Below are 24,256 nucleotides of genomic sequence, written 5' to 3' on the forward strand. Positions count from 1 at the left end.
AAGTTACAAATTATTTCCGAGAAATTATTAACTTTGCAAAGTTATTGACTGAAATTTACATTTATTTAAATTAAAAAGAATGGAAAATACAGCACTTGTTCTTGAAGGTGGAGGAATGAGAGGTGTCTTTACAGCCGGTGTGCTGGACGCATTCATGGAAGCCGGGCTACAGTTTCCTTATTCTGTCGGTGTGTCTGCCGGAGCGTGCAATGGATGCAGCTTCCTGACAAAGCAGAAGGGGAGGGCGCACTTCTCCAACGTCACCATGCTGAAGGACTACGGGCACAAGTATCTTGGAATCCGCCAATTTCTCAAGACGGGCTGCATCTTCAATGTGGATTTGCTCTACCGTGCTCTGCCTTATGAACTGTGGCCTTATGATTTCAACAAGTATTTTTCCACACCGGAAACATTTGAAATGGTTACTACAAACATGCTGACCGGCAAGGCAGAATATCTCTCCAACCACATGCCTGCCTATGAAAGCATTGGCAATAGTGAAAGTGCCAGCCAACTGTCTCTTGACGTCGTTCGCGCTTCCAGCAGTTTGCCTTATGTCGGCAATGTTGTCAATGTTTTGGGGACTCCTATGCTTGATGGAGGAATTGTAGACAGTATCCCGGTATTGCGTGCCATGGAATTAGGGTATAAGAAATGTATTGTCATATTGACACGAAATAAAGGCTATCGAAAGAAAATTAAGCATAATTGGGTTGTTTCAGCTTTGTCTTATGCCATGCGCTTGCTTTTCTATCCAAAATATCCACATTTCCGCAAATCATTGAATCAGAGAAGCGAGGTCTACAACAATCAGTTGGAAATGGTTGAAAAACTGGAGGAAGAAGGCAAAATCATAGTAATCAGACCGGAAAGACCGATAAAAGTAGACCGCATAGAACGAAATGCAACAAAAATGCAGTCCCTCTATGATGAAGGACTGCAGATAGGGCGGGAGTTTTGCAAGCAACTGGAAAAATAATTGACACACAGAATGTTGGAAGAGAAAAAAACTATAGGAACACTTTTTGATGGCATAGCAGGAACTTATGATATGCTGAATCATCTTTTGTCGCTTAACATAGACAAATCATGGCGTCGCAAGACTGTACAAAAACTAACACCTGCATCAAACCTTTTGGATGTGGCGATTGGTACTGCTGATTTATCTATAGAGATTATGCGGCAGCGAAAATCCATCAACATACAAGGCATCGATGTGTCAAGAGAAATGATGCGTATCGGTCAAGAGAAGGTGTGCAAGGCTGGCTTTGCTGATAGTATTCATTTTGATTACGGCAGTGCACTTGAGATGCCTTATGCAGACAACAGTTTCGACGCTCTCACTTGTGCCTATGGACTCAGGAATTTCCCTGATGCTGATAAAGGTTTGGCTGAGTTTTACCGTGTCATGCAGCCTGGAGCCCAGTTGGTTATATTGGAATTTTCTTATCCGGAGAATTGTATCATACGGTTTGGCTATGACCTGTTCTTTACACATGTATTGCCTTTTGTCGGACGCATTTTCAGCCATGACAAGTCAGCATACACTTATCTGAACCGCTCTGTAAAAGAATTTATGTGGGGAGAGGAAATGGTAAGCCACATAAAAGACGCTGGATTCAAAAATGTTCATTTCCAACCACTGACATTTGGAATAACAACTATCTATACAGCAACGAAATAATCGCAAAATATGAGTTCTATATGTAATAGCATTGCACTTTGGTTCCGCACCATACGCCCACAAACTCTTTTGCTGTCACTCATACCAGTTCTGATAGCCGTTGTAGTTGTGGATAAAAGCGGAACTCCTGTAAACACAATGACAGCAGTGCTGACTGCATTGTGTGCCGTTTCTCTTCAAGTACTCTCCAATCTGACAAACGATTATTATGATTTCCTTAAAGGTGCGGATAAAGCAGGCAGAGTAGGGTACAAGCGTGCAATTGCAGAAGGAAGCATTAGTGTCTCCGGTATGCGGCGTGCATGCCTTATAACTGCATTCATAGCATGCCTGCTTGGGCTTCCTCTTATCCTTATTGGTGGTTGGGTGATACTTGCCATCGGACTGTCTGCACTACTTTTTGCATGGCTGTATACTGCAACAAGCCATTCTTTGGCATATCTTGGAATTGCCGATATTTTTGTCTTCCTATATTATGGAGTCATTGCAAGCAGTGGAACAACATATCTGCTACTGTCATCAAATGGCTCGCATCCGGAACTAATTAGTACACTAATGGTGAAATCATATTATGCTGGTGCTGTCTGTGGTTTAATATCTATGTGTGTTCTAATGATAAACAATCTTCGTGATATAAATGATGATATACCTGTAGGGAAACGTACTATACCAGTCCGTGTTGGTCGTCGTGGTGCAGAGTACATAATGTTTATATATGTATTACTTATGCCATGCTTTTCTATTTTAGCCTTTGGTTTGGATTTGCCAGCTCTGATAGTCTTTCCTGCATACGCTTTATGGCGAATGACGACCAAGGCTGAAGGAAAAAAATATAACCGTTGCCTTATTTATGCAGTGTTGGTTAACATCACTTATTTCGTTTTATGTATTTTGTAATTATGTATTTTGTAAAACAGTAGGGTACTTTCCTTTAAGCAATTATTAGCTATATCCTATTTATCATAATGCGCATTCTTTGATTATAAAAGAACAATTGTTGGATAAATTATTTATCCCAAAATCTACAAGTTATATCACACCATTCAGAACCTTGTTTCATGTATAATCTTTGGTTCGTTGTTTTTTTATTTAAGGGGCCAAGATGTTCAATGTAAGGACCTATCTTAATGTAATCAAAGTATTCTTTATGCAACGTTGGTGCAATCAAAGTTTTACCACTATACCATGCGACCTTTAATGCCGGATGTATATTTTTCATATAGATAGCCAAATCATTCAAATCATTGATTGTGGCATCTCCACCCATAAATGCTACACAAGTGATAGCGTTGTCATATTTCGTTATCATTTTCTCCAACAAGTCGTGTGTAAGAATATCTCCTATATCTCCCCACAAATATTTGCTATGACAGCCAGGGCAACGGCAAGGACAATTGCTTATGTTTATTGCTAGCGTAACTTCATCAGGAATTTCCTGAAAGACAATACTTTCGTTGACAAACTTCATAATTATATAACAAAGATTGTATTATTCTGTAAAAAACCGAGGGACTTTCCAACAAGCCATGTCGAGTCCCTCGGTAAATGAAATATTAATGTTGATAATATAAAAAACTACATCTTATCAGAACCTGCATAATACCGGCGCTGTGCCTCTTCCTGCCTTGCTTGAGAGAAATTGCTTACTCGCTTTAGGTATCCAATAATACGTGTCATATAGTCCACATTATGGGATTTGCATTTAGGACATTCGTGCAGATAACGCTTATCTATGGTGCCACAATCATTACAGATTGTATTAGGAATATTGAATGTAAAATAGTTGCATCCTTCAACAGCAGCAACATGTATAAGCTGCTTATACTGTTCTTTTGACAAATGCTCTTCAAGATTCATGTGCAGAGCAGAACCACCGGTAAGATGCTCTATATAAGGTGCACCATGCAACTTGAATTTGTCTATGATTGTCAAAGATGTATCCTCAACAGCATAGAAATAGGAATTATAGCAATCACGTGGAACGAAATAACCGTCTTCCCTATCCCATTTTGCATGTTTTACGCCTACATTCTCTGCCGGAATCATCTCGCAGTTGAACATCAATTCTTTTGTACGATATTGTTTGTTGTATTTTTCAACAAGACCAAGAATCTCTTGTACAAAAGTCTTATATTCCGGATTATCATTTATTTTTAGCCCCATGAACTCCGCAGCCTCAACCAAACCGTTCACACCTATTGTCAGGTACTGGCGGTTAATGTTGATATACCCTGCATCAAACAGTGGGAGCATACCATTTTGTTGCAGTTCCTTAAGGTTCTCATTATAAGCCGTTTGGACTTTATGGCACAAATCTATGATATGCTCAAGAAACTCCTTATAGTCTTTGCCGTTATTCACTGCATACTGAATGCAGCGGTTAAGGTTTATTGTCAACACTGATTTTGAACCTGTTGACACTCCACCTGCGCCAAGAGTGTAGGAGAATCCATTATCCTGGATTTCATTACGCAAGCGACAGCAAGATGACAGAGAGTCTGCATTATCCGACATATATGTAAAGAATGAATGTCCCTCTGCATACATTTCTGCCGTAAAATCTCCCCACTCCTTATCACGAGGTTCTCCATTCTCTGTCAGAAGAGCCATGGTTTCAACAGGGAAAGTCAGCACTGTCTTTGTGCGTTCCTTGTTGAACCATTTCATGAAACGCTTCTGCAGCCATGACAGTCCTTCCCAGTCAGGCTGTGAGCCGTCAGGGAAATAGAAGTTCTCAAACAATGACTGGAAATAACACTTATCATAATATGCCACATTCCAGAATACAGCCTGGAAATTGCGGGCTCCTGTCGGCTGGTTTATGGAATAGACAATCTGCTCAAAGCAGTCTGTAATGATTTTATCAATTGAACGTTTTTTCAATGACAAATCACCTTGCTGTTCAGGATGCTTCCAATAGTCAAGACCATATTCCTTGCCTATAAAATAGTTCATGTACATCAGGAATTCGGGAGTAGCGCAAGCACCGGACAGCATGGAACTGACAATAAACACCATGTTGATGAAACCACCACAGAAAGACTTCAGGTTTGTCGGTGCTGTAGAATTGCCGCCAATGCCGTCTGTTCCGTTTATCAGCCATGGATACATTGTTATGGAAGCACAATAGTTCGCAAGGGAGGTTTCATCATTCTTATATATAAAATGTGTCTGCAAGAGCTGCATGTACTCGTCTGCAAGTTCCTTTCCGTACATTGTCTTTATACGGTCAGTAAGCATGCGACGATTCAATTTTATGAACGAGCCCTTTGGCAGCTCTCCTATAAGAGTTGCTATGTTTTTGTGTTCCACATTGGCATTTGCATCAAATTTGCTTCCTGTTGCAGCATTTGACGCATGGCAATAATCTGCCAAGAACTTCATACGATCCAATTCGTCACGTGTCTCTGTATGGCGCTGGCGGTAAAGCATGAATGATTTGGCTACCTTATAGTAACCTTCTTTCATTAAAGCAATCTCCGTCTGGTTCTGGATATCTTCTACTGTGACCCCATCATTTATATCAAGATTGCTCAAAATCTTTGAAATACGTCCCAAGTCAACCGGTTCGTTAACAGAATTGAACGCCTTGATTATTGCATTCATGATTTTGTCAAGCGAGAATGCATCTTTGGTTCCGTCACGCTTTGTAATTGTAAAGTTCTTGATTTCCATTTATTGTTCAAATATGAGTATAAGAATGTAAAAAATCCTGCAATTTAATTACCTTGATTTCTAAAAATAATTTTCCATTTTGGGAAACTTTTTCCAAAATTCAAACCTGAAAGTTTTCCGTTTTGGAAATCTTTTGCAAAGGTAATACAAAAAAAACAAAACTCAAAATATTACTACAACTATTTTGGAAATATTTTACAGCACCACATATAACACATTGTGAAACAATAAAATACAAGCAAAATTCAAAACAAACAGTCTATACATTTGCGGTAACAGACATAATTACACATCATGACAGAAATGGTAAACTTTTATCTGCTATGAGAAATAAAAGTTTACCATTTCTGCACACCGTTCTCCGTCAACACCGGCAGAAACAATTCCACCGGCATATCCTGCACCTTCACCGCAAGGGAACAATCCGTTTATTTCCACATGCTGTAAATTGTCACTGTTACGAAGCACACGTACCGGAGCCGATGTTCTTGTCTCAACAGCTATCATGCAAGCCTCATTGGTAAGAAATCCATGTGAGCGCCTGCCAAACATTCTGAATCCCTCCTGCAACCGTTTGCTTATTTGCTGAGGCAGCCAAAAATGAAGTGGAGAACTTATCAGTCCCGGTGTGTAGGATGACTGTGGCAGGTCATAACTTAATTTTCCATTGACAAAATCCGCCATTCTTTGGGCAGGCGCCGTTTGTTTCATGTTTCCTTGCTGCCAACAATCTTTTTCCAGTTTCTCCTGAAAACGCATCATGCTCAATGAATCATACGTTCCTCCTTCAATGTCATCAGGACGTACTTCGACAACCATGCCACTGTTAGACCATTTGCCTCCACGTGAACTTGGCGACATTCCATTCACAACTATCTGCTCTTTATCAGTTGCAGCAGGAATCACATATCCTCCGGGGCACATGCAGAAAGAATATACACCACGTCCATCGACTTGGTTCACAAAACTGTATTCTGCTGCAGGAAGGTACTTTCCCCTACCCTGTTTTGAGTGATACTGTATTTGGTCTATCAATTCTGACGGATGTTCCAACCTCACTCCGACTGCTATGCCTTTTGCCTCCATTTTTATATTGGCGAGTGCAAGATAACGATAGACATCTCGGGCACTATGTCCTGTTGCCAGAATCACTGGTCCAAAGAATTCCTTCCCATTGGCAATAACACCAGTCACAGTATCATTTTGCAGAATCAGCTCTGTCATTTTCGTTTGAAAATGCACTTCTCCTCCACATTTTATGATTGTGTTGCGCATGGACTCGATAACGCTTGGCAATTTATCTGTGCCTATATGCGGATGAGCATCCGACAAAATGGACAAAGGCGCGCCATGCTGACAGAACACACGCAATATCTTGTCAACATTCCCACGCTTCTTGGAACGAGTGTATAGCTTTCCATCCGAATAAGCTCCTGCACCACCTTCACCAAAGCAATAGTTTGATTCTGCATCGACAGCCTGCTCCCTTTTGATTCGGGCAAGGTCTTTTTTGCGTTCATGCACATCCTTGCCACGTTCTATGACTATGGGACGTAATCCCAATTCTATCAATCTTAGAGCTGCAAACAAACCGCCGGGACCGGCACCAACAACGACAACCTGGCGTGCTCCTGACACGTCATTATACACAACCTTCTCATATTCTTCATCCTGTGGCTCCTCATTTATATACATCCGTAATGTGAGATTTATATAAATCTGACGCTGTCTGGCATCAATAGAGCGTTTCAGCACTCGTATATGGGTTATCGTCCTGGCATCAATTCCATGTTCACGACTAATATAATCGCGAATCAGACTTTGCTGCGAAGCTATTTGTGGCGATACACGTATTTGTAATTCCTTTATCATTTCAGAAACATTAATCAGCAAAAACACATGTTCTGTTTTCGCACAAATCAGTTGTTTGCTGTATATGTACGTAATGCACCCAGCAATTCATTGTTCTCTGTGCGAGTTCCTATCGTTATTCGGAGACAGTTGTCACACAACTGTACATTTGTACGATTCCGAACAATAATACCTTTGTCTACCAAATAATCATAAATACCTTGTGCATCAGAGACTTTCGCAAGGAAGAAATTTGCCGATGTCGGAAAAGTCTTCACACATATAGGCAACTCTTTGAAAGCAGCAATGACACGATGACGTTCTTCCAACAATATGTTCACCCAATGGCAGACATCTGCATTGGCTTGCAGAATCTCAAGTGCTTTCTGCTGAGTCATAAGATTGACATTGTAAGGATATTTCACTTTATTGAAAATGCCAATAATCTCCTTTGATGCAAATGCCATGCCAAGACGTATCGCCGCACATCCCCACGCCTTACTCATCGTATTGAGTATTACAATGTTAGGATAAGCATCCAGTTCTGCTCTGAAAGTCTTTTGTGCGGAGAAATCCGAATAAGCCTCATCAATAACAACAATTCCGGAAAAGCCTTCTATGACTTTTTTTATCTCTTCCCTGTCGATGTCATTGCCACATGGATTGTTGGGACTGCATATCCACACAACCTTTGTATATTTGTCGCAAGCTGAAAGGACAGCACTTGATGACATGCAATAGTTGGCATCAAGCAAGACCGGTCTGTACTCAACACCATTAATGTCTGCACAAACCTTGTACATTCCATACGTCGGCTCTATGGCGACGACATTGTCGATACCCGGTTCGCAGAAACATCTGAAAACCAAATCTATTGCCTCGTCAGATCCATTCCCAAGAAAGATGCAATCAGAGGAAACACCTTTTATCCTAGATAGTGCATCTTTGACTTCATGCTGCAAAGGGTCCGGATAACGGTTGTATGGACCATTGTACGGATTCTCATTTGCGTCAAGAAACACATGAGCAACATGCCCGCTATATTCGTCACGTGCACTGCTATAAGGCTTCAAAGCCCAAATATTCTTTCTTACAAGTTCCTTTAACTGTCTCATTTATCGGCAATTTCCTTTTATTCAACACTACATCCCCTCCACTTTCACCCGACGCACTGTCATGGCATTCCTATGAGCGTCAAGATGCTCATTCTCTGCCATCACCTCTACCGCGCGCCCTATTGACCTCACGCCTTCTTCTGTCAAATGCTGGAAGGTTACTTTTCTGTTATAACTGTCAAGATTCACGCCGCTATATGTCGTCGCATACCCGTGGGTGGGCAATGTGTGATTCGTGCCTGAAGCATAATCGCCCGCACTCTCACATGCGTATTCCCCGAGGAATACGCTTCCTGCATTGACAACCATGCCTGCCAACTCATTATAATCCTTGGTACATATAATAAGGTGTTCAGGTGCATAGGCATTGGATAAATCCATGGCAGCATGCGTGTCTTCCACAAGCACAAACTGTGAATTTTCAAGTGTCTTTGCTGCAATCTCCTTGCGTGGCAGCAATGCCAGTTGGCGGGCAACCTCTGCTTGCACTTCATTGACTTTGTCCTCGGATGTGCATATAAGAATCACCTGCGAGTCCACGCCATGCTCTGCTTGTGACAGAAGGTCGGCAGCAACGAACTCTGCATTACTTGTCTCATCGGCAACGACACACACCTCACTCGGTCCTGCCGGCATGTCGATTGCGACATCAGAGAGTGAAACCTGCTGCTTGGCTGCCATGACATATTGGTTTCCCGGACCAAAAATCTTATAGACCTTCGGCACTGACTCCGTGCCATAAGCCATTGCTCCGATGGCCTGCACACCACCAATCTTGAATATTTTGGAGACTCCTGCAACCTTTGCAGCAACAAGGACGGCAGGGTTTACCTTACCTTCTCTGTCAGGCGGAGTGCACAGTACAATCTCTTTGCATCCCGCTATCTTCGCCGGAGTGGCAAGCATAAGAACCGTAGAGAACAAAGGGGCAGTGCCACCGGGAATGTATAACCCAACCTTCTCTATGGAAACTGATTTCTGCCAGCAGACAACGCCCGGAGCTGTTTCAACAGGTTTACTCTCAAACCGTTGCGACTCATGGAACTCCTTGATATTCTTGTGAGCAAGGATGATGGCATCACGAAGTTCCAGGGCTACAGAGTCGTACGCCTCTTCTATTTCCGCATTGGTAACCAAAAGGTCCTCAATGCATGCCTTGTCAAACTTTTCACAATATTCCCTTACGGCAATATCGCCTCGGCAACGCACATCATCAAGAATGCCACAGACAACCTTATTCAACTGTGTAGCGTCGAAATGAGGACGCTCACATATTTTCTTGTATTCAGATACAGTCGGATACTTTATTATATTCATTTCCGGAAACAAATATGAAATACAGCCTGCACCAAAAACGCGCTTGCCATTCATGGCAACAGGCATATTGGACTAAAGAATCATTTTTTCGATAGGAAGCACAAGGATACCTTCTGCTCCTGCAGTCTTCAACTGGTTTACAATCTCCCAAAAGTGCTTTTGGTCTATCACGGTATGGATTGATGTCCAGCCTTCTGTCGCCAAAGGAAGGATTGTAGGAGACTTTATGCCGGGAAGTATGGCACAAATATCCTTCACCTTATCCGAAGGAGCGTTCATAAGGACATACTTCTTGTCATCGGCAACAAGGACAGACTGCATCCTGAAAAGCAGTTCGTCCAAAACAGCCTGCTTCTCCGTAGTCAGTTCCTTATTACAGATAAGCAAAGCCTCACTCTTCATGACTGTCTCCACTTCGCGCAACTTGTTGCTGACAAGTGTTGAACCGGAGCTGACAATGTCAAAGATTCCATCCGAAAGCCCGATGCCGGGAGCAATCTCCACAGAGCCTTGGATGACGTGGATGTCCATGCTTATGCCTTCCTTTTCAGCGAATTTCCTGAGAATGTTCGGGTAAGATGTCGCGATTTTCTTTCCGTCAAACCATTTCACACCGGTATATTCCACAGCCTCCGGTATGGCAAGCGAAATGCGGCACTTGGAGAAGCCGAGACGTTTCACTATGTTTGCGTCTTCTCCACGCTCGACAAACTCGTTCTCACCCACAATGCCTATGTCCGCAACACCACTTGCAACGCACTCCGGAATGTCATCGTCACGGAGGTAAAGCACTTCCAATGGGAAATTTGCCGATTGCACAAGAAGTGTGCGGCGGGCACTGTTGATTTTGATTCCCGTCTCTTTAAGGAGGTTCATTGTATCCTCGTAAAGGCGGCCTTTTGACTGTACAGCGATTCTTAACATATTTGTTGTTCCTGAAAATGGCACCCCTGAACAGAAGCACCTGTTGTGTAAATAAATCTTATAATTCGTGGCAAAGTTACAATAAAATTTTGACATGCGCAATAAAATGTCTAATTTTGTACTTGTTAAATATAAAAATGAAATATATATCTTTATTAATATTGCCATTTGTCATAACTGCGTGCACACAGAAACAGTCACATGAAGAAATAGAGACTCCATGGGGTGATGTTGTTACAGAAGAAGTTGAGGCTGATTCTGCCACAGAATTGTCTCTTGACGACATTGTCTCCCAAGGTGAACTCATCGCTTTCACGACAAATGGTCCTGACACCTATTATGAATACCGTGGTCACGGGATGGGGCTGCATTATCTTCTTGCCGAAAAGTATGCTCAGAGACTTGGAGTCAAGCTGCGTGTTGAAGTATGTCGTGACAGTGCTGAAATGATTGGCAAACTTGCTTCCGGCGAGGGGGACATTGTAATTGTCCCGGAATCAAAGGTCAAAGCCGGAAAAGGGCTTTACAGTTGTGGACCAAAATGGCTGACAAACAACAGGGATGTGGCTGAAAGTATCAAGCAATGGTATCATAACAGTATGCTTGCCGAAACAGAAAAAATGCAGAAATCGCTGCTTGCCACCGGTGGCGTGACACGCCATGTCTACCAACCGATGATGGACAGGCAGAAAGGCATCATCTCACGGTGGGACGGCATGTTCAGGAAATACGCCCCGACGGCGCGGCTTGATTGGCGGCTCGTTGCGGCGCAATGCTATCAGGAATCGTGCTTTGACCCACGCGCCCACTCATGGGCGGGAGCATGCGGACTGATGCAGATAATGCCGTCGACGGCACAGGTGCTTGGGCTGTCCATGCAGGACATCTATTCTCCGGAGCATAACATAGCTGCTGCAATGCGGTATATGAAGATGCTGATGTCTGAATTCCGGGACATCCCGCGCAATGGAGACCGCATACGTTTCGCCTTGGCGGCATACAATGGAGGCAAGCATCATATACGCGACGCAATGGCTCTGACACAAAAACACGGCAAGGATCACCACCAATGGAGTAATGTCCAAGAGTATGTGCTGAAGCTGTCCCAAGCACAATATTATAATGACCCTGTTGTGAAATACGGCTATATGCGAGGTACGGAAACAGTTGGCTATGTCAGCAAGATAATGCAAAGATACGCCGGATACAGAGGACAGGCGCATTCCTCGCCTATGGATATCACTCCGCAAAAAGCGGTGAAGCACCATAAATACAAGCCTAAAGAATGAAATGGGGCACATTTCGCATATATTACAGACTACCGTTTGGTGTGCAAAAATCATATTTAGAGAGTGACAGTTGGTAACAGAAAGCCCCGTTAAAAGACAAAAGCATTGTCGTTTGACAATTTGCCACAAATACAGGGCAGACGCTTGCAATTTGTCTTGCGCACCACCTCTTTTGGCAAACTAAAAAAACTAACAGACATTAAAACACCACATATACAATGAAAGGTAACACTTAACCATGCAAAGCGTTACCTTTCACCAAGTCAAGTGTTACCTTTTACACAATGAAGCGTTACCTTTCATTATGACATTCCACATCGTCCACAAAAAGAAAATCCAACCAATGATTGCACAGAAAGGCAGACTGGTCGCTCCGCTTCTCTGCAAACAAATTATAATTTTTCCTTTTTATTTTAATAAACCTTGATTTTATTTAGTAACTTTGCCAAAGGAACGAAAACAAAAGAATACAATGGAAGAACAGAAGCCAACAGAGGTGTTACCTAAGAAAAACAGACTGACTCTCAGAGATACAGACTTCATGTCAATGATGCAAAGGCGAATATTCAATGTGCTCATTGTCGCAAATCCATACGATGCGTTTATGTTGGAGGATGACGGGCGTATCGACGAGAAACTTTTCAATGAATATGTACGTCTCGGACTACGCTATCCGCCACGTTTCTTCCGTGCTTATTCACGTGAAGATGTTGAGAAATGGACAGACAAGCAGCCGGATTTGATTATCTGCATGCCAAGTACGGAGTCAAACGACGTATTTGACATTGCACGTCAGATAAAAGCCGCCTATCCAAACCTTCCAATCGTTGTGCTCACACCATTCTCCCACGGTGTGAATGAGCGCATGAAGAACGAGGATTTGTCTGCCTTCGAGTATGTCTTCTGCTGGCTTGGCAATGCCGATCTGCTGCTGTCCATCATCAAACTCATGGAGGATAAGATGAATCTGGAGAAAGACTTGTCTGCCGGAGCACAGATGATTCTGCTTGTAGAGGACTCCGTACGCTTCTATTCTTCTTTCCTTCCCATACTTTACAAGTTCATTCTGCAACAGTCATTGAACTTCGCGTCCGAAGCATTGAACAACACTTTGGAGACGCTTCGAATGCGTGGAAGACCAAAAATTGTCCTTGCACGCAATTACCGGGAAGCATGGGAGTTATACCAAAAATACTCAGACAATACTTTAGGAGTGATTTCCGACTGTCGTTTCCCTATGACTGACGGTGGCAAGGCTGTGCCCGATGCCGGTGTGCAGCTGCTTCGCGCCGTCCGTGCCGTTGACAGATTCGTGCCGTTGATTATGGACTCTTCCGAAGAAAGCAATGTGAAAGCGGCAGTATCGTGTGACGCTTCATTCATCAACAAGAACTCAAAGTCACTCGACCATGACCTGAGGAAAATCATCCTACACAAGTTTGGTTTCGGAGATTTCATCTTCCGCAACTCAGAAACTCTCGAGCCGCTTGTGCGAATTCACAACCTCAAGGAGCTGCAGGACAACATCTTCACTCTTCCGCGCGAGGCGTTGCTGATGCACATCCAACGCAACAATGTCTCCCGATGGCTCTGCTCAAGGGCACTCTTCCCTATTTCGGAATTCCTTAAGAAAATCACGTGGCAGTCATTGCAGGATGTTGACAAGCACAGGCAGATTATCTACGATGCCATTGTGGCATACCGCAGAATGAAGAACCAGGGTGTTGTGGCGGTCTTCCACCGCGAACGCTTCGACCATTTCTCCAATTTCGCACGCATCGGCGACGGCTCACTTGGAGGAAAAGGACGCGGACTTGCCTTCCTTGACCACTTGATAAAGAAGCACGCCGACCTGAACAGCTTTGAGCAGTTGCCGGTCATGATACCGAAGACTGTGGTCTTGTGTACGGATGTCTTTGACGAGTTCATGGAGAAAAACGACCTTTACCCCATGGCATTGTCCAATGCTTCCGACGAGGAGATTCTTGACGCGTTCATCAAAGCGCATCTTCCCCAAAGGCTGGAGGAGGACTTCAAATGCCTTGTCGATGTGGTACAAGGACCACTCGCAATACGTTCTTCCTCACTTCTTGAAGACGCACACTATCAGCCGTTTGCTGGAATCTATTCAACCTACATGATTCCTCCCACAGAAGATACCGGTGAGCGTCTCGAAATGCTTGCCGATGCGATAAAGGCTGTTTATGCATCAGTGTTCTACAAGGATTCCAAAGCATACATGACTGCTACGGCAAACATCATCGACCAGGAGAAGATGGCGGTCATCATTCAGGAACTTGTGGGACAGACTCACGAGACACGCTTCTATCCGCACATATCGGGCGTGGCGCGTTCCATAAACTACTATCCCGTCGAAGACCAGAAGGCAGAGGACGGAATCGTGAACATGGCTCTCGGTCTCGGCAAATATATCGTGGACGGAGGCGAGAATCTGCGTGTTGACCCTTACTTGCCGAAAAAGATTATGCAGTTGTCGGAAATGGAAATCGCACTGCGTGAGACACAGACACGGTTCCTTGCGCTTGACCTTGCACAGACAAAGCTCAACTTCAAGACAGACGACGGCTTCAATTTACTGAACCTTTCCGTGCGTCAGGCTGACAAGGACGGAGTGCTGAAATGGCTGTGCTCCACGTTTGACCCGTATGACCAGGTGATACGCGACGGATATTATGAAGGGAGAAACCGCAAGATTATATCCTTCAGCGGCATCCTCCAGTACAACGTGCTGCCATTGCCACAAGTGCTTCAGAAAATTCTTGAATATGGCGCAAAGGAAATGATGCGCCCCGTGGAGATAGAGTTTGCCTGCACAGTCAATGATGACAAGACCGGCGAGTTCTATCTACTGCAAATCCGACCGATGGTTGACAACAAGATGATGCTTGACGAAGACCTTGACGCTGTCAATGACGAAGACCTTGTACTGCGCTCCGAAAGTGCGATAGGACACGGCATAATGTCCGACCTGCATGATATTGTGTATGTCAAGACAGACGGATACAACGCTTCCATGAATCCTGAAATTGCCGACGAAATGGAGAAAATCAATGACAGTATGCTTCAGGAGGGGAAAGGCTATATCCTTGTAGGTCCCGGAAGATGGGGCTCAAGCGATCCTTGGCTCGGCATCCCGGTGAAATGGCCTGCCATCTCCGGTGCACGGGTGATTGTCGAATGTGGCTTAACAAATTACCGCATTGACCCTTCACAAGGCACGCATTTCTTCCAGAACCTCACTTCACTTGGCGTTGCTTATTTCACAATCAACCCATACAAGGATGACGGACTGTTTGACAAGGAATGGCTTGACAGCCTGCCGGCACACAACGAGACAAAACACATCCGCCACATCAGACTTGAAAGCCCATTGGTAGCAAAGATTGACGGCATGAAGAAAAAAGGCATTGTCACGAAACCTGCCGCGGAAGAATATGCTTTTTAGAAGAGGCTGTCCGGCATAGTGTCGTTGTACAGAAATACCTTTACACCGTTTTAACAACTAAACAGTGTAAAGGTATTTCTGCATAATGACATCACAATATCGCTGATTTCTTTTGCGTATCGACATCCACGTCATTGAATTTGTGTTTCTTGCCGTAGTTGAAGCGATAAGATACGCTGATGTTGAAGAAGTCGTAGGATTCGTACGGTGTATAAGAGCGTGACGTCTGGTTGAAGCCATCAACGGAGTAGACCCTCTTAGTGTGGCAGCGCATGAACGGATTCCTAGTGCTGAAGTTAAGGTTTAGGCCTTTGTAGTTGTATCCTGCAGAGAATCTGAGTAAGGCTGGCATTGTCACAGTCTTGCCAAGGCTGATGTATTTTGACTCAGACTTGTATGACAACTGCGCATTGAACCTCTTCGCGATGTATGTCAGCCCGTAGTACTGCCAGAGAAAGTCCACAGTGTTGCGTGGCACGCCGTGCTCTGTCTTGTGTTTGTATGTCAATCCCATTGAAAACTTTAGTTTCTTTGGAATGATGTTAAGCTGTCCGTTGGCATTGATTCCCAAATCTTCTTTCTTGCCACCGCTTAGGAAAGAGTGACGGAACACGTTTTCCTGAGAATCATAGACAGTCGTCTGATAGATGACATCGCTTGAATGCTCATAACTGCCGTACAACTGCAGATAGCCCCAGTTTCGCTGCATATAGAAGCTATAGTATGCCGACCACACGTCTCTGATCGGCAAATCAGGGTTGCCGGTAAGGGTCTGGTATGGGTCGATGGACTTCACCGTTGTGTCATAGAGATTGAAGTCAGGGTTGAACACTCCCATGAAAGCACCCAAAGACAGCTGGCTGCTCTTTGGCATCTCGATGGTGATGTACGCCTTCGGAGTGAAATAGCTTTTGTTGTACGACATGATGCTGTTGTCAACGTTCACAAAGCGTTGCTGAAGGTCTATCGACAGCTGGATATTCTGTGTTTTTGCTATATATCTTCCAGTCTGCAATGTCGTTGCCTGAGACAATGTTAAGGTCTTCGCCTGCATGGAGATACATCTGTCCGCCGTGGTCTCTGCGCTTTACCCTGAAATCAATAACTGTACCTGCTGTGGGATAGTCAGCGTTGTAATAAGGATAGTAGTCGATGTGCTCAATATCCTTTGGATTGATTGTCTCAATCTCGTCGCTCTCAACGGGGCGTCCGTTGAGACAAATGAGGAGTCCGGGCGCACCAAGTTTTGTGATGCTCTTGTTTACAACATCAACATCGATGCCTGGAAGAGTCATCAAAGAAAGCGCACTGTATCCATTGTAAGCATTGTTTTTCAAATCCTTTGAAGGATAGAACTTCACCCTATCGCCATCGCGCACAGCCTCCTTCTGCTCAACTTGCACTGCCTGCAACATAATGCCCGCCTCACGCATGGAAACCTTGCCTATGTCGGTGACATTATACAGACTAGTGATTGTCTTGAAGCCTACGCAACTGATTTTCGCCAGCACTTGCTTTATCGGAGAAGGAATGACAAAGCGTCCCACCTCGTTGCTCACGCCACCGGTGATGTACGTTGAGGCCTTCGGGTTGAGCAATTGTATGTTGGCATAAGCCACGGGCTTGTTCTTACTGTCGACAAGTTGGCCGACAAGACGGCTTTGGTCGCTATTGATGCACTCCACGCAAATCAGGCTGTCGCTCTCCACAATGCGTATCGGGTAGAATCCCACCGCCTCTCGTATGGCATCCGCCACTTTGTCGCGCTTTATCCTCTTTGTAATGGAGAAGTCTTCCAAATCGTTGTAAATGAATGTTATCCTCTTCTCTGTTGTCTTGCTTAAATCCTTGAGAACTTCCAGCAATGGTGTGCCGTGGTAATTGCGGACAATCTTCTGTGCGTGTGCAGAGAAGAGCGCTGCACATAATATTATTGTGAAAATAATTCTGTTCATGACTATGGTATGCGTTTTATTTGACGGTAAGCAAAATCTGCTCGTTGTCTTCTGTCAGAGACAGGGAGATTTTATTGAAATTGGATAGTTCTTTGACAACATCAGAGAGTGGCATTGCGCTGTCCCATTCGTAGAAGATTCTGATTTGCTTCGCTTTCTCATCCTCGAATACAACAGTAAAACCGTAATGGCGCGCCATCTCTGCGAAAACATCCTCAAGTGTGGCATTGTCGAATGTTTTCCGTATTGCGTTTGAGGTTGTTGTCTTTGACGGCACTGTTTGCTTTGCCAGTGTCACTTGCCGCTCGCTTTTCACGTTTTCATTCTGTCCGGCAGAACCATCATCATGGCGGAAGAAGCCGGTGCTCACAGCAGCAATAGCTATTCCCGACACAAAAAGTGCCGCGAGAGACGCTGCCCACTGGTATCTTTGCACAAAAGACTTCTTCTTGCTGCGGCGTGATGCCTTATACATACTGTCAACATCGCACACGGTGAGATACAATTTGAGGCATTCCTCATCGGAGAGTATCTCTGCGATTTGCTCTTCGGTAAAATTCTCCGGCTTCTCAATAAGTTTGAGTATAATATCTGTTTTCTCCATTGAATTATCTTTTTCAAGGTTGGTACTATTATGGATTGAATCTCTGTTTCAACTTTCGGATTCCTTGCGCAAGGTGTTTATATACAGCAGCCTCGCTGATGTTCAGTTCAGTTGCTATTTCCGCATATTTCATGTTCTCTTGGAATCGCATCCGCATCACTGTCTGCGTCTGCGGAGTGAGTTGTTCGAGGATGAATGCCTCAACAGCTTGCATTCGCTCTTCCGCTTCCATGCTATAATCATTGCATGAAACATTGTCCGGAACGCTCTCTATAGGCAGGCATCTCTTCACCTTTTCCCTGTAGCTCAGACTCTTGAGTCTGTTCAAGCATCTGTTGCGAACCGTCGTAATGAGATAGCCTTCAATGTTTATAACATTGTCAATGCCGCAGTCGGATAATGACAGGAACACATCGCCGACAATATCTTCCGCAGCCTGTATGTCCTTCAGCAGAAGCGTCGCCAAACGAAGCATCTTGCTTTGATTTTTCTTGTAAATAATGTCTATGTCGTACTCTGTAGTATGCATTGTTGTCGTGTTGTTTGATTATATGACAATAAACATTTGATTTTCCCAACCCCTGAAAGGATATTTTTTCGTGTGCAAAGTTACATAAATATATTGAGGTGTGCACTCAAAATCCAAAGGTTTTGCAATCAGATGCATGTAGCACACCTACTATATGTCAGCGCACAATCATTTGCCTTAATTTTTAATAAAATAACATGGGAAGGTTTTGTCATTACATTATTTATCATTAAATTTGCAAACTAAAGTAAAATCAGAACATTAAGCAACAAGAAGAGATATGAACATTTTAGAACTTTCAGAACAGGAGATTGTACGCCGTCAGTCACTCGAAGAATTGCGCAATATGGGAATCGATCCATATCCTGCGGCAGAATACCCGACAGACGCTTTCTCCACAGAAATCATAGAGAACTTTGTCGACCTTCCTAAAGAAAAGGATGAGGAAGGAAACGAAATCCCCGGAAAGGCGACACCGGAGAACTCCCGCATGGTATGCATAGCAGGACGCATGATGTCACAGCGCATCATGGGCAAGGCAGCTTTTGCCGAGATACAGGACTCCAAGGGACGCATACAGGTTTATGTGCAGCGTGACGCAATCTGCCCTGACGAGAACAAAGACCTTTACAACAAAGTGTTCAAGAAGCTCCTTGACATCGGCGATTTCATCGGTGTCAAAGGCTATGTGTTCCGCACACAGACTGGTGAGATTTCCGTTCATGCCATGGAACTGACTGTGCTCAGCAAGAGTTTGAAGCCACTGCCTATCGTGAAGTACAAGGACGGTGTGGCTTATGACAAGTTCGATGACCCTGAGCTGCGTTATCGCCAACGTTATGTCGACCTTGTTGTCAACGAAGGCGTGAAGGACACTTTCCTCAAACGTGCTACCGTAGTGCGCACCATGCGCAGAATACTTGATGAGGCGGGATATACAGAGGTTGACACTCCGATACTGCAGAACATCGCCGGCGGTGCAAGCGCACGTCCTTTCATCACGCATTTCAACGCTCTCAATCAGGATATGTACATGCGTATCGCCACGGAGTTGTACCTGAAGCGACTAATTGTCGGTGGATTCGAGGGTGTTTATGAGATGGGAAAGAACTTCCGCAACGAGGGAATGGACAAGACCCACAATCCGGAATTCACATGTATGGAACTGTACGTTTCCTATAAGGACTACAACTGGATGATGAATTTCACGGAGAAGATGCTCGAGGAAATCTGTGTTGCAGTGAATGGCAAGCCGGAAGTGGAAATCGACGGCAAGGTCATCTCCTTCAAAGCACCATACCGCCGTCTGCCTATCCTTGACGCGATTAAGGAGAAGACCGGTTATGACCTCAACGGAATGAGTGAGGACGAAATGCGCGAAGTGGCAAAGAAAGTCGGTGTCGAGGTTGACGAGACTATGGGAAAAGGAAAGCTCATCGACGAAATCTTCGGCGAGACTTGCGAAGGAACATTCATACAGCCGACATTCATCACTGACTACCCTGTCGAAATGTCCCCGCTTACAAAGATGCACCGCTCAAAGCCGGGACTTACAGAGCGATTTGAGCTCATGGTCAACGGTAAAGAGCTTGCTAATGCTTACTCTGAGCTGAATGACCCTATCGACCAAGAAGAGAGGTTCATCGACCAAATGAAACTTGCTGACAAGGGTGACGACGAAGCAATGATTATCGACCATGATTTCCTTCGTGCTTTGCAATACGGTATGCCACCGACATCAGGTATCGGTATCGGTATCGACCGCCTTGTGATGCTCATGACCGGAAAGTTCGCCATCGGTGAGATAATGCTCTTCCCTCAGATGAAGCCTGAGAAGAAAGCTCCGCGCTCAACAAATGCTGAATGGGCAGCTGTCGGAGTGCCGGAGGAATGGGTGCCGCTCTTCAACAAAGCAGGTTATTATCTCGTTTCAGACATCAAGAATGTCAAAGCACAAAAGCTTCAGATGGATGTTTGCGGCGTAAACAAAAAGTACAAACTCGGACTTGAGAATCCTAAGGTAGACGAGTTTGAGTCAATGATTGAAAAAGCCAACGCATAACACTTAAACTTATGTTTGATTGTGGAAAAATAGCAATAATCGGAGGCGGTAGCTGGGCAACAGCTATCGCCAAGATTGTTGTCGCACATACACATCACATCGGCTGGTACATGCGAAGGAATGACCGCATAGAGGATTTCAAGAATCTGCAGCATAACCCTGCATACCTCACAGGCGTTCATTTCAATATAAACGAAATCTTCTTTTCTTCCGACCTCAACGAGATAGTACAGAACTATGACACATTAGTGTTCGTCACACCTTCACCTTACCTCAAGAACCACTTGAATAAACTGCGTGCGCGAATATCTGACAAATTTATTGTCACTGCCATAAAAGGTATTGTCCCTGACGAGAATCTGGTATGCTCTGAATACTTTCATCAGGTTTATGATGTCCCATACGCAAACCTTGCCTGCATAGGAGGACCGTCACATGCAGAAGAAGTGGCATTGGACCGTCTCACATATCTTACCATCGGCTGTGCCGACACTGCAAAAGCCCAAGCATTTGCAGAGGTACTGAAATCAAATTCAATAAAGACAAAGACATCATCCGATGTCCTCGGAATTGAATACGGCTCTGTCCTGAAGAATGTCTATGCCATAGCTGCCGGAATATGCTCCGGACTGAAATACGGAGACAATTTCCAAGCCGTACTTATCTCTAATGCTCTGCAGGAAATGAACCGCTTCCTGCAAGTGGTATGCGCAGCAGAAGACCAAGAATACTCGTTCACTGTTGATTCCGCATACATGGGTGACCTCCTTGTGACAGGATATTCTCATTTCTCACGCAACCGCACTTTTGGAACGATGATTGGCAAGGGATATTCTGTAAAATCGGCACAGATAGAGATGGAAATGATAGCAGAGGGATATTTCGGAACAAAGTGTATGACAGAGATAAACCGAAGAATGCATGTCAACATGCCAATCCTTGATGCCGTACACAATATATTATATGAACGCATCGCACCACAAGTGGAGATAAAACTACTTACCGATTCATTCCGATAAGCAAACTCCTTATACAATCTTATTTTCTCTTCCCTTTAATTAGCAGACAAACACACTGTTGTCTGCTAAAATTAACTATGAAGCATATTCCATGAGACTCAAACAAAACACAATGTCATTGGTTTGGGGGTATATGTTGGCAGTAATCGGGTCCGCTTGCTATGGACTGAACCCATTATTTGCCATACCACTTTATAACGATGGCATCACCCCAATGAATGTATTGTTCTATCGCTATGCAATATCAACAGCAATAATAGGCATCTATATGCTGGCTAAAGGAAAATCCTTCCGGCTCACCAAAAGCGAAGCATTGGCAACAATAATTATGGGAACACTGTTCGCAAGTTCATCGGCAGGACTCTTTTACAGTTTCAAATACATGGATCCCGGACTTGCTTCAGTAATATTATTCACCTATCCATTGTTTGTCGCCTTGCTTTCATGGCTTGTGTTTCATGAGCACATGTCACGCACCACATTCCTTTGCATAATTGTCACATCGTTAGGTATATGTATGCTGAAACAAGATGGGGCAGGTGGCGGTTTCAGTCTGATAGGAATGACATTAGCCATACTGTCAGGACTGACATACGCAATATACCTTATTGGTGTAAACAGAAGCATATTAAAGGACATGAGCATATCACGCCTGTCATTCTTTGCTTTGGCATTCGGAACGATAGTATTCTTCATTTCCGGCAATTTTGGTATGGACATAATTCCCCTGCCTGACATGCAATCATGGGGCAACGCTTTTGGCCTGGCTGTTTTCCCGACAGTAATATCATTATTGCTCATAACCAAATCCATACATATCATTGGCAGCACACCGGCAAGCATAATTGGTGCACTCGAACCTATCACAGCATTGGCTGTATCACTTGCTGCATTCGGTGGAGTTATAACAGGTGGAAACATTATCGGCATTGTCCTTATCCTCTGTGCCGTAATGTTCATGGCATACAGCAATAAGAATAATGTAAAAGCAAATACATCCACAATCCAGAAACAGGCATAACACCTGCCAAGCGTTAATAAAGTTCTATAACCAAACAAATCCCTGCTTTGCATGCAAAACAAAGCAGGGATTTCCATTATAAACCAATTCTATATTGTATTATGGCTATTACATCATACCCATTCCAGGTGCGCCACCCATTGGAGGCATTGGTGCTTCCGGTGCCGGAGCATCACAGATGCAAGCCTCCGTTGTCAGGAATATGCCTGCAATCGATGCTGCATTCTCAAGAGCGACACGACTAACCTTTGCCGGGTCAATGATACCGGCCTTGCGAAGATCCTCATATTCTCCTGTACGAGCATTATAACCAAAGTCACCTTCACCCTCAGCGACCTTATTGACAACGACAGCACCCTCAACACCGGCATTGAAGCATATCTGGCGCAATGGCTCCTCAACGGCACGCTCAACGATACGGATACCTGTCTCCTCGTCCTGATTATCTCCCTTCAAGCCATTCAGAGCTTCAAGTGCACGGATATATGTTGTTCCGCCACCTGCGACAACACCCTCTTCTATCGCTGCACGAGTAGCGCAAAGAGCATCATCAACACGATCCTTCTTCTCCTTCATCTCCACTTCAGAGTTTGCACCTACATAAAGCACAGCTACACCGCCGGCGAGTTTAGCAAGACGCTCCTGAAGTTTCTCCTTGTCGTAAGAAGATGTTGTAGAGTTAATCTCGTTCTTTATCTGGTTAACACGATCCTTTATCATCTGTGACTCACCGTGACCGTTGACTATCGTTGTATTGTCCTTTCCAACAACAACCTTGTCACAAGAACCAAGCATCTCTATTGTAGCCTGCTCGAGTTTCAAACCCTTCTCTTCAGAGATTACAACACCACCTGTCAATGTAGCGATGTCCTCAAGCATAGCCTTGCGACGGTCACCGAAACCTGGAGCCTTGACAGCACAAATCTTCAAGCCACCGCGAAGACGGTTGACAACAAGTGTGGTAAGAGCCTCAGAGTCTACATCCTCTGCTATAACGAGAAGCGGACGTCCACTCTCTGCTGCAGGCTGAAGGATTGGCAGGAACTCCTTGATGTTTGAAATCTTCTTGTCATAAAGAAGAATGTATGGGTTCTCGTACTGGCACTCCATTTTCTCGGTATCAGTTACGAAATAGCCGGACAAGTAGCCACGGTCGAACTGCATACCCTCGACAACACCAATGTATGTCTCGCGAGACTTTGATTCCTCAATTGTGATGACACCATCCTTGCTGACCTTGCGGAAAGCCTCTGCAAGAAGTTTGCCGATTTCAGGGTCGTTATTGGCAGACACTGTAGCAACCTGCTCAATCTTTTCATAATTGTCGTCAACCTTCTCTGCATTCTTTGCAATGTGCTCCACAACAGCCTTGACAGCCTTGTCTATACCACGCTTCAAATCCATAGGGTTTGCACCTGCGGTAACGTTCTTAAGTCCCTCATTGACAATAGACTGTGTGAGGATTGTTGCTGTTGTTGTTCCGTCGCCGGCATCATCACCAGTCTTTGAAGCAACACTCTTAACGAGCTGTGCACCTGTGTTTTCAAACTTGTCTTCAAGTTCAATCTCTTTAGCGACAGTAACACCGTCCTTTGTAATCTGAGGTGCACCAAATTTCTTTTCAATGACAACATTGCGTCCCTTAGGACCAAGAGTCACTTTCACTGCGTTTGCAAGCTGGTCAACGCCACGCTTCAAAAGTTCGCGAGCGTCACTATTGAATTTAATATCCTTTGCCATTTTTC

19 protein-coding genes are annotated in these 24,256 nt (G+C 44.4%); 8 read left to right on the forward strand and 11 right to left on the reverse strand.

Annotation, left to right across the window (positions count from 1 at the left end; all coding sequences use genetic code 11):
• The first annotated feature begins 79 nt into the window (after positions 1 to 79).
• From E5358_RS02725 to menA, 3 genes are read left to right on the forward strand one after another with little or no spacing between them, the layout of a single operon-like run.
• Positions 80 to 979: a patatin-like phospholipase family protein gene (locus tag E5358_RS02725; protein ID WP_135938781.1), complete on the forward strand. Its 900-nt coding sequence runs from the start codon at positions 80 to 82 to the stop codon at positions 977 to 979.
• A gap of 12 nt (positions 980 to 991) precedes the next feature.
• Positions 992 to 1,684: a bifunctional demethylmenaquinone methyltransferase/2-methoxy-6-polyprenyl-1,4-benzoquinol methylase UbiE gene (gene ubiE / locus E5358_RS02730; protein WP_135938782.1), complete on the forward strand. Its 693-nt coding sequence runs from the start codon at positions 992 to 994 to the stop codon at positions 1,682 to 1,684.
• 9 nt (positions 1,685 to 1,693) lie between these two features.
• Complete coding sequence (gene menA, locus E5358_RS02735) at positions 1,694 to 2,581, forward strand: 1,4-dihydroxy-2-naphthoate octaprenyltransferase (RefSeq protein ID WP_135938783.1); 888 nt, start codon at positions 1,694 to 1,696, stop codon at positions 2,579 to 2,581.
• 109 nt (positions 2,582 to 2,690) lie between these two features.
• On the opposite strand, the gene nrdG is transcribed toward menA, so the two are convergent.
• From nrdG to hisG, 6 genes are all read right to left on the reverse strand, one after another.
• Positions 2,691 to 3,155, reverse strand: coding sequence for an anaerobic ribonucleoside-triphosphate reductase activating protein (gene nrdG / locus E5358_RS02740; RefSeq protein ID WP_135938784.1), 465 nt, complete (start codon positions 3,153 to 3,155; stop codon positions 2,691 to 2,693).
• A gap of 104 nt (positions 3,156 to 3,259) precedes the next feature.
• Positions 3,260 to 5,359: an anaerobic ribonucleoside-triphosphate reductase gene (nrdD, locus tag E5358_RS02745; protein WP_135938785.1), complete on the reverse strand. Its 2,100-nt coding sequence runs from the start codon at positions 5,357 to 5,359 to the stop codon at positions 3,260 to 3,262.
• 321 nt (positions 5,360 to 5,680) lie between these two features.
• On the reverse strand, positions 5,681 to 7,231 hold the full coding sequence (locus E5358_RS02750) for an NAD(P)/FAD-dependent oxidoreductase (protein ID WP_135938786.1): 1,551 nt from the start codon (positions 7,229 to 7,231) through the stop codon (positions 5,681 to 5,683).
• A gap of 47 nt (positions 7,232 to 7,278) precedes the next feature.
• A complete protein-coding gene (gene hisC / locus E5358_RS02755; RefSeq protein ID WP_135938787.1) occupies positions 7,279 to 8,325 on the reverse strand; it encodes a histidinol-phosphate transaminase in 1,047 nt (348 codons plus the stop codon).
• Between the two features lie 27 nt (positions 8,326 to 8,352).
• Positions 8,353 to 9,642: a histidinol dehydrogenase gene (gene hisD, locus E5358_RS02760; protein WP_135938788.1), complete on the reverse strand. Its 1,290-nt coding sequence runs from the start codon at positions 9,640 to 9,642 to the stop codon at positions 8,353 to 8,355.
• Positions 9,643 to 9,714: 72 nt separating this feature from the next.
• Positions 9,715 to 10,566, reverse strand: a complete 852-nt coding sequence (gene hisG, locus E5358_RS02765; RefSeq protein WP_135938789.1) for an ATP phosphoribosyltransferase — start codon at positions 10,564 to 10,566, stop codon at positions 9,715 to 9,717.
• Between the two features lie 137 nt (positions 10,567 to 10,703).
• Here hisG and E5358_RS02770 point away from each other — a divergent pair, with 137 nt between their 5' ends.
• Together E5358_RS02770 and E5358_RS02775 are read left to right on the forward strand one after the other, a co-directional pair.
• Positions 10,704 to 11,855 (forward strand): MltF family protein, encoded by a 1,152-nt coding sequence (locus tag E5358_RS02770; RefSeq protein WP_135938790.1) that lies wholly within the window; start codon positions 10,704 to 10,706, stop codon positions 11,853 to 11,855.
• 472 nt (positions 11,856 to 12,327) lie between these two features.
• Positions 12,328 to 15,321 (forward strand): PEP/pyruvate-binding domain-containing protein, encoded by a 2,994-nt coding sequence (locus E5358_RS02775; protein ID WP_135938791.1) that lies wholly within the window; start codon positions 12,328 to 12,330, stop codon positions 15,319 to 15,321.
• Positions 15,322 to 15,412: 91 nt separating this feature from the next.
• Here E5358_RS02775 and E5358_RS02780 read toward each other — a convergent pair whose 3' ends face one another.
• From E5358_RS02780 to E5358_RS02795, 4 genes are read right to left on the reverse strand one after another with little or no spacing between them, the layout of a single operon-like run.
• Positions 15,413 to 16,336 carry a porin family protein gene (locus E5358_RS02780; RefSeq protein ID WP_135938792.1) on the reverse strand — a complete coding sequence of 308 codons (924 nt, stop codon included), beginning with the start codon at positions 16,334 to 16,336 and terminating at the stop codon, positions 15,413 to 15,415.
• On the reverse strand, positions 16,257 to 17,276 hold the full coding sequence (locus E5358_RS02785; protein WP_135938793.1) for a carboxypeptidase-like regulatory domain-containing protein: 1,020 nt from the start codon (positions 17,274 to 17,276) through the stop codon (positions 16,257 to 16,259). Before E5358_RS02785 ends, E5358_RS02780 begins: the two co-directional genes overlap by 80 nt.
• Positions 17,277 to 17,292: 16 nt before the next feature.
• Complete coding sequence (locus E5358_RS02790; protein ID WP_135938794.1) at positions 17,293 to 17,880, reverse strand: DUF4974 domain-containing protein; 588 nt, start codon at positions 17,878 to 17,880, stop codon at positions 17,293 to 17,295.
• A gap of 28 nt (positions 17,881 to 17,908) precedes the next feature.
• On the reverse strand, positions 17,909 to 18,409 hold the full coding sequence (locus E5358_RS02795) for a sigma-70 family RNA polymerase sigma factor (RefSeq protein WP_135938795.1): 501 nt from the start codon (positions 18,407 to 18,409) through the stop codon (positions 17,909 to 17,911).
• A gap of 280 nt (positions 18,410 to 18,689) precedes the next feature.
• On the opposite strand from E5358_RS02795, the gene lysS reads away from it, so the two are divergent.
• From lysS to E5358_RS02810, 3 genes are all read left to right on the forward strand, one after another.
• The gene (gene lysS, locus E5358_RS02800) at positions 18,690 to 20,471 is read left to right on the forward strand and encodes a lysine--tRNA ligase (RefSeq protein WP_135938796.1); all 1,782 of its coding nucleotides are present in this window, start codon (positions 18,690 to 18,692) and stop codon (positions 20,469 to 20,471) included.
• Between the two features lie 11 nt (positions 20,472 to 20,482).
• Positions 20,483 to 21,490, forward strand: a complete 1,008-nt coding sequence (locus E5358_RS02805; RefSeq protein WP_135938797.1) for an NAD(P)H-dependent glycerol-3-phosphate dehydrogenase — start codon at positions 20,483 to 20,485, stop codon at positions 21,488 to 21,490.
• A gap of 91 nt (positions 21,491 to 21,581) precedes the next feature.
• Positions 21,582 to 22,511 carry a DMT family transporter gene (locus E5358_RS02810; protein ID WP_135938798.1) on the forward strand — a complete coding sequence of 310 codons (930 nt, stop codon included), beginning with the start codon at positions 21,582 to 21,584 and terminating at the stop codon, positions 22,509 to 22,511.
• A 108-nt stretch (positions 22,512 to 22,619) separates the two neighbouring features.
• On the opposite strand, the gene groL is transcribed toward E5358_RS02810, so the two are convergent.
• Positions 22,620 to 24,251 carry a chaperonin GroEL gene (gene groL, locus E5358_RS02815; protein WP_135938799.1) on the reverse strand — a complete coding sequence of 544 codons (1,632 nt, stop codon included), beginning with the start codon at positions 24,249 to 24,251 and terminating at the stop codon, positions 22,620 to 22,622.
• Positions 24,252 to 24,256 lie beyond the last annotated feature (5 nt).

It is taken from the genome of Palleniella muris (assembly GCF_004792655.1).
In the GTDB taxonomy this organism is placed as follows: domain Bacteria; phylum Bacteroidota; class Bacteroidia; order Bacteroidales; family Bacteroidaceae; genus Prevotella; species Prevotella muris_A.

Coding starts and splice junctions, on each gene's coding strand:
- hisD (WP_135938788.1), bottom strand. CDS start 9,642: ATGAATATAATAAAGTATCCGACTGTATCTGAATACAAGAAAATATGT.
- E5358_RS02725 (WP_135938781.1), top strand. CDS start 80: ATGGAAAATACAGCACTTGTTCTTGAAGGTGGAGGAATGAGAGGTGTC.
- E5358_RS02805 (WP_135938797.1), top strand. CDS start 20,483: ATGTTTGATTGTGGAAAAATAGCAATAATCGGAGGCGGTAGCTGGGCA.
- E5358_RS02750 (WP_135938786.1), bottom strand. CDS start 7,231: ATGATAAAGGAATTACAAATACGTGTATCGCCACAAATAGCTTCGCAG.
- hisC (WP_135938787.1), bottom strand. CDS start 8,325: ATGAGACAGTTAAAGGAACTTGTAAGAAAGAATATTTGGGCTTTGAAG.
- lysS (WP_135938796.1), top strand. CDS start 18,690: ATGAACATTTTAGAACTTTCAGAACAGGAGATTGTACGCCGTCAGTCA.
- hisG (WP_135938789.1), bottom strand. CDS start 10,566: ATGTTAAGAATCGCTGTACAGTCAAAAGGCCGCCTTTACGAGGATACA.
- groL (WP_135938799.1), bottom strand. CDS start 24,251: ATGGCAAAGGATATTAAATTCAATAGTGACGCTCGCGAACTTTTGAAG.
- E5358_RS02785 (WP_135938793.1), bottom strand. CDS start 17,276: ATGAACAGAATTATTTTCACAATAATATTATGTGCAGCGCTCTTCTCT.
- E5358_RS02770 (WP_135938790.1), top strand. CDS start 10,704: ATGAAATATATATCTTTATTAATATTGCCATTTGTCATAACTGCGTGC.
- E5358_RS02790 (WP_135938794.1), bottom strand. CDS start 17,880: ATGGAGAAAACAGATATTATACTCAAACTTATTGAGAAGCCGGAGAAT.
- ubiE (WP_135938782.1), top strand. CDS start 992: ATGTTGGAAGAGAAAAAAACTATAGGAACACTTTTTGATGGCATAGCA.
- menA (WP_135938783.1), top strand. CDS start 1,694: ATGAGTTCTATATGTAATAGCATTGCACTTTGGTTCCGCACCATACGC.
- E5358_RS02775 (WP_135938791.1), top strand. CDS start 12,328: ATGGAAGAACAGAAGCCAACAGAGGTGTTACCTAAGAAAAACAGACTG.
- E5358_RS02810 (WP_135938798.1), top strand. CDS start 21,582: ATGAGACTCAAACAAAACACAATGTCATTGGTTTGGGGGTATATGTTG.
- nrdD (WP_135938785.1), bottom strand. CDS start 5,359: ATGGAAATCAAGAACTTTACAATTACAAAGCGTGACGGAACCAAAGAT.
- E5358_RS02795 (WP_135938795.1), bottom strand. CDS start 18,409: ATGCATACTACAGAGTACGACATAGACATTATTTACAAGAAAAATCAA.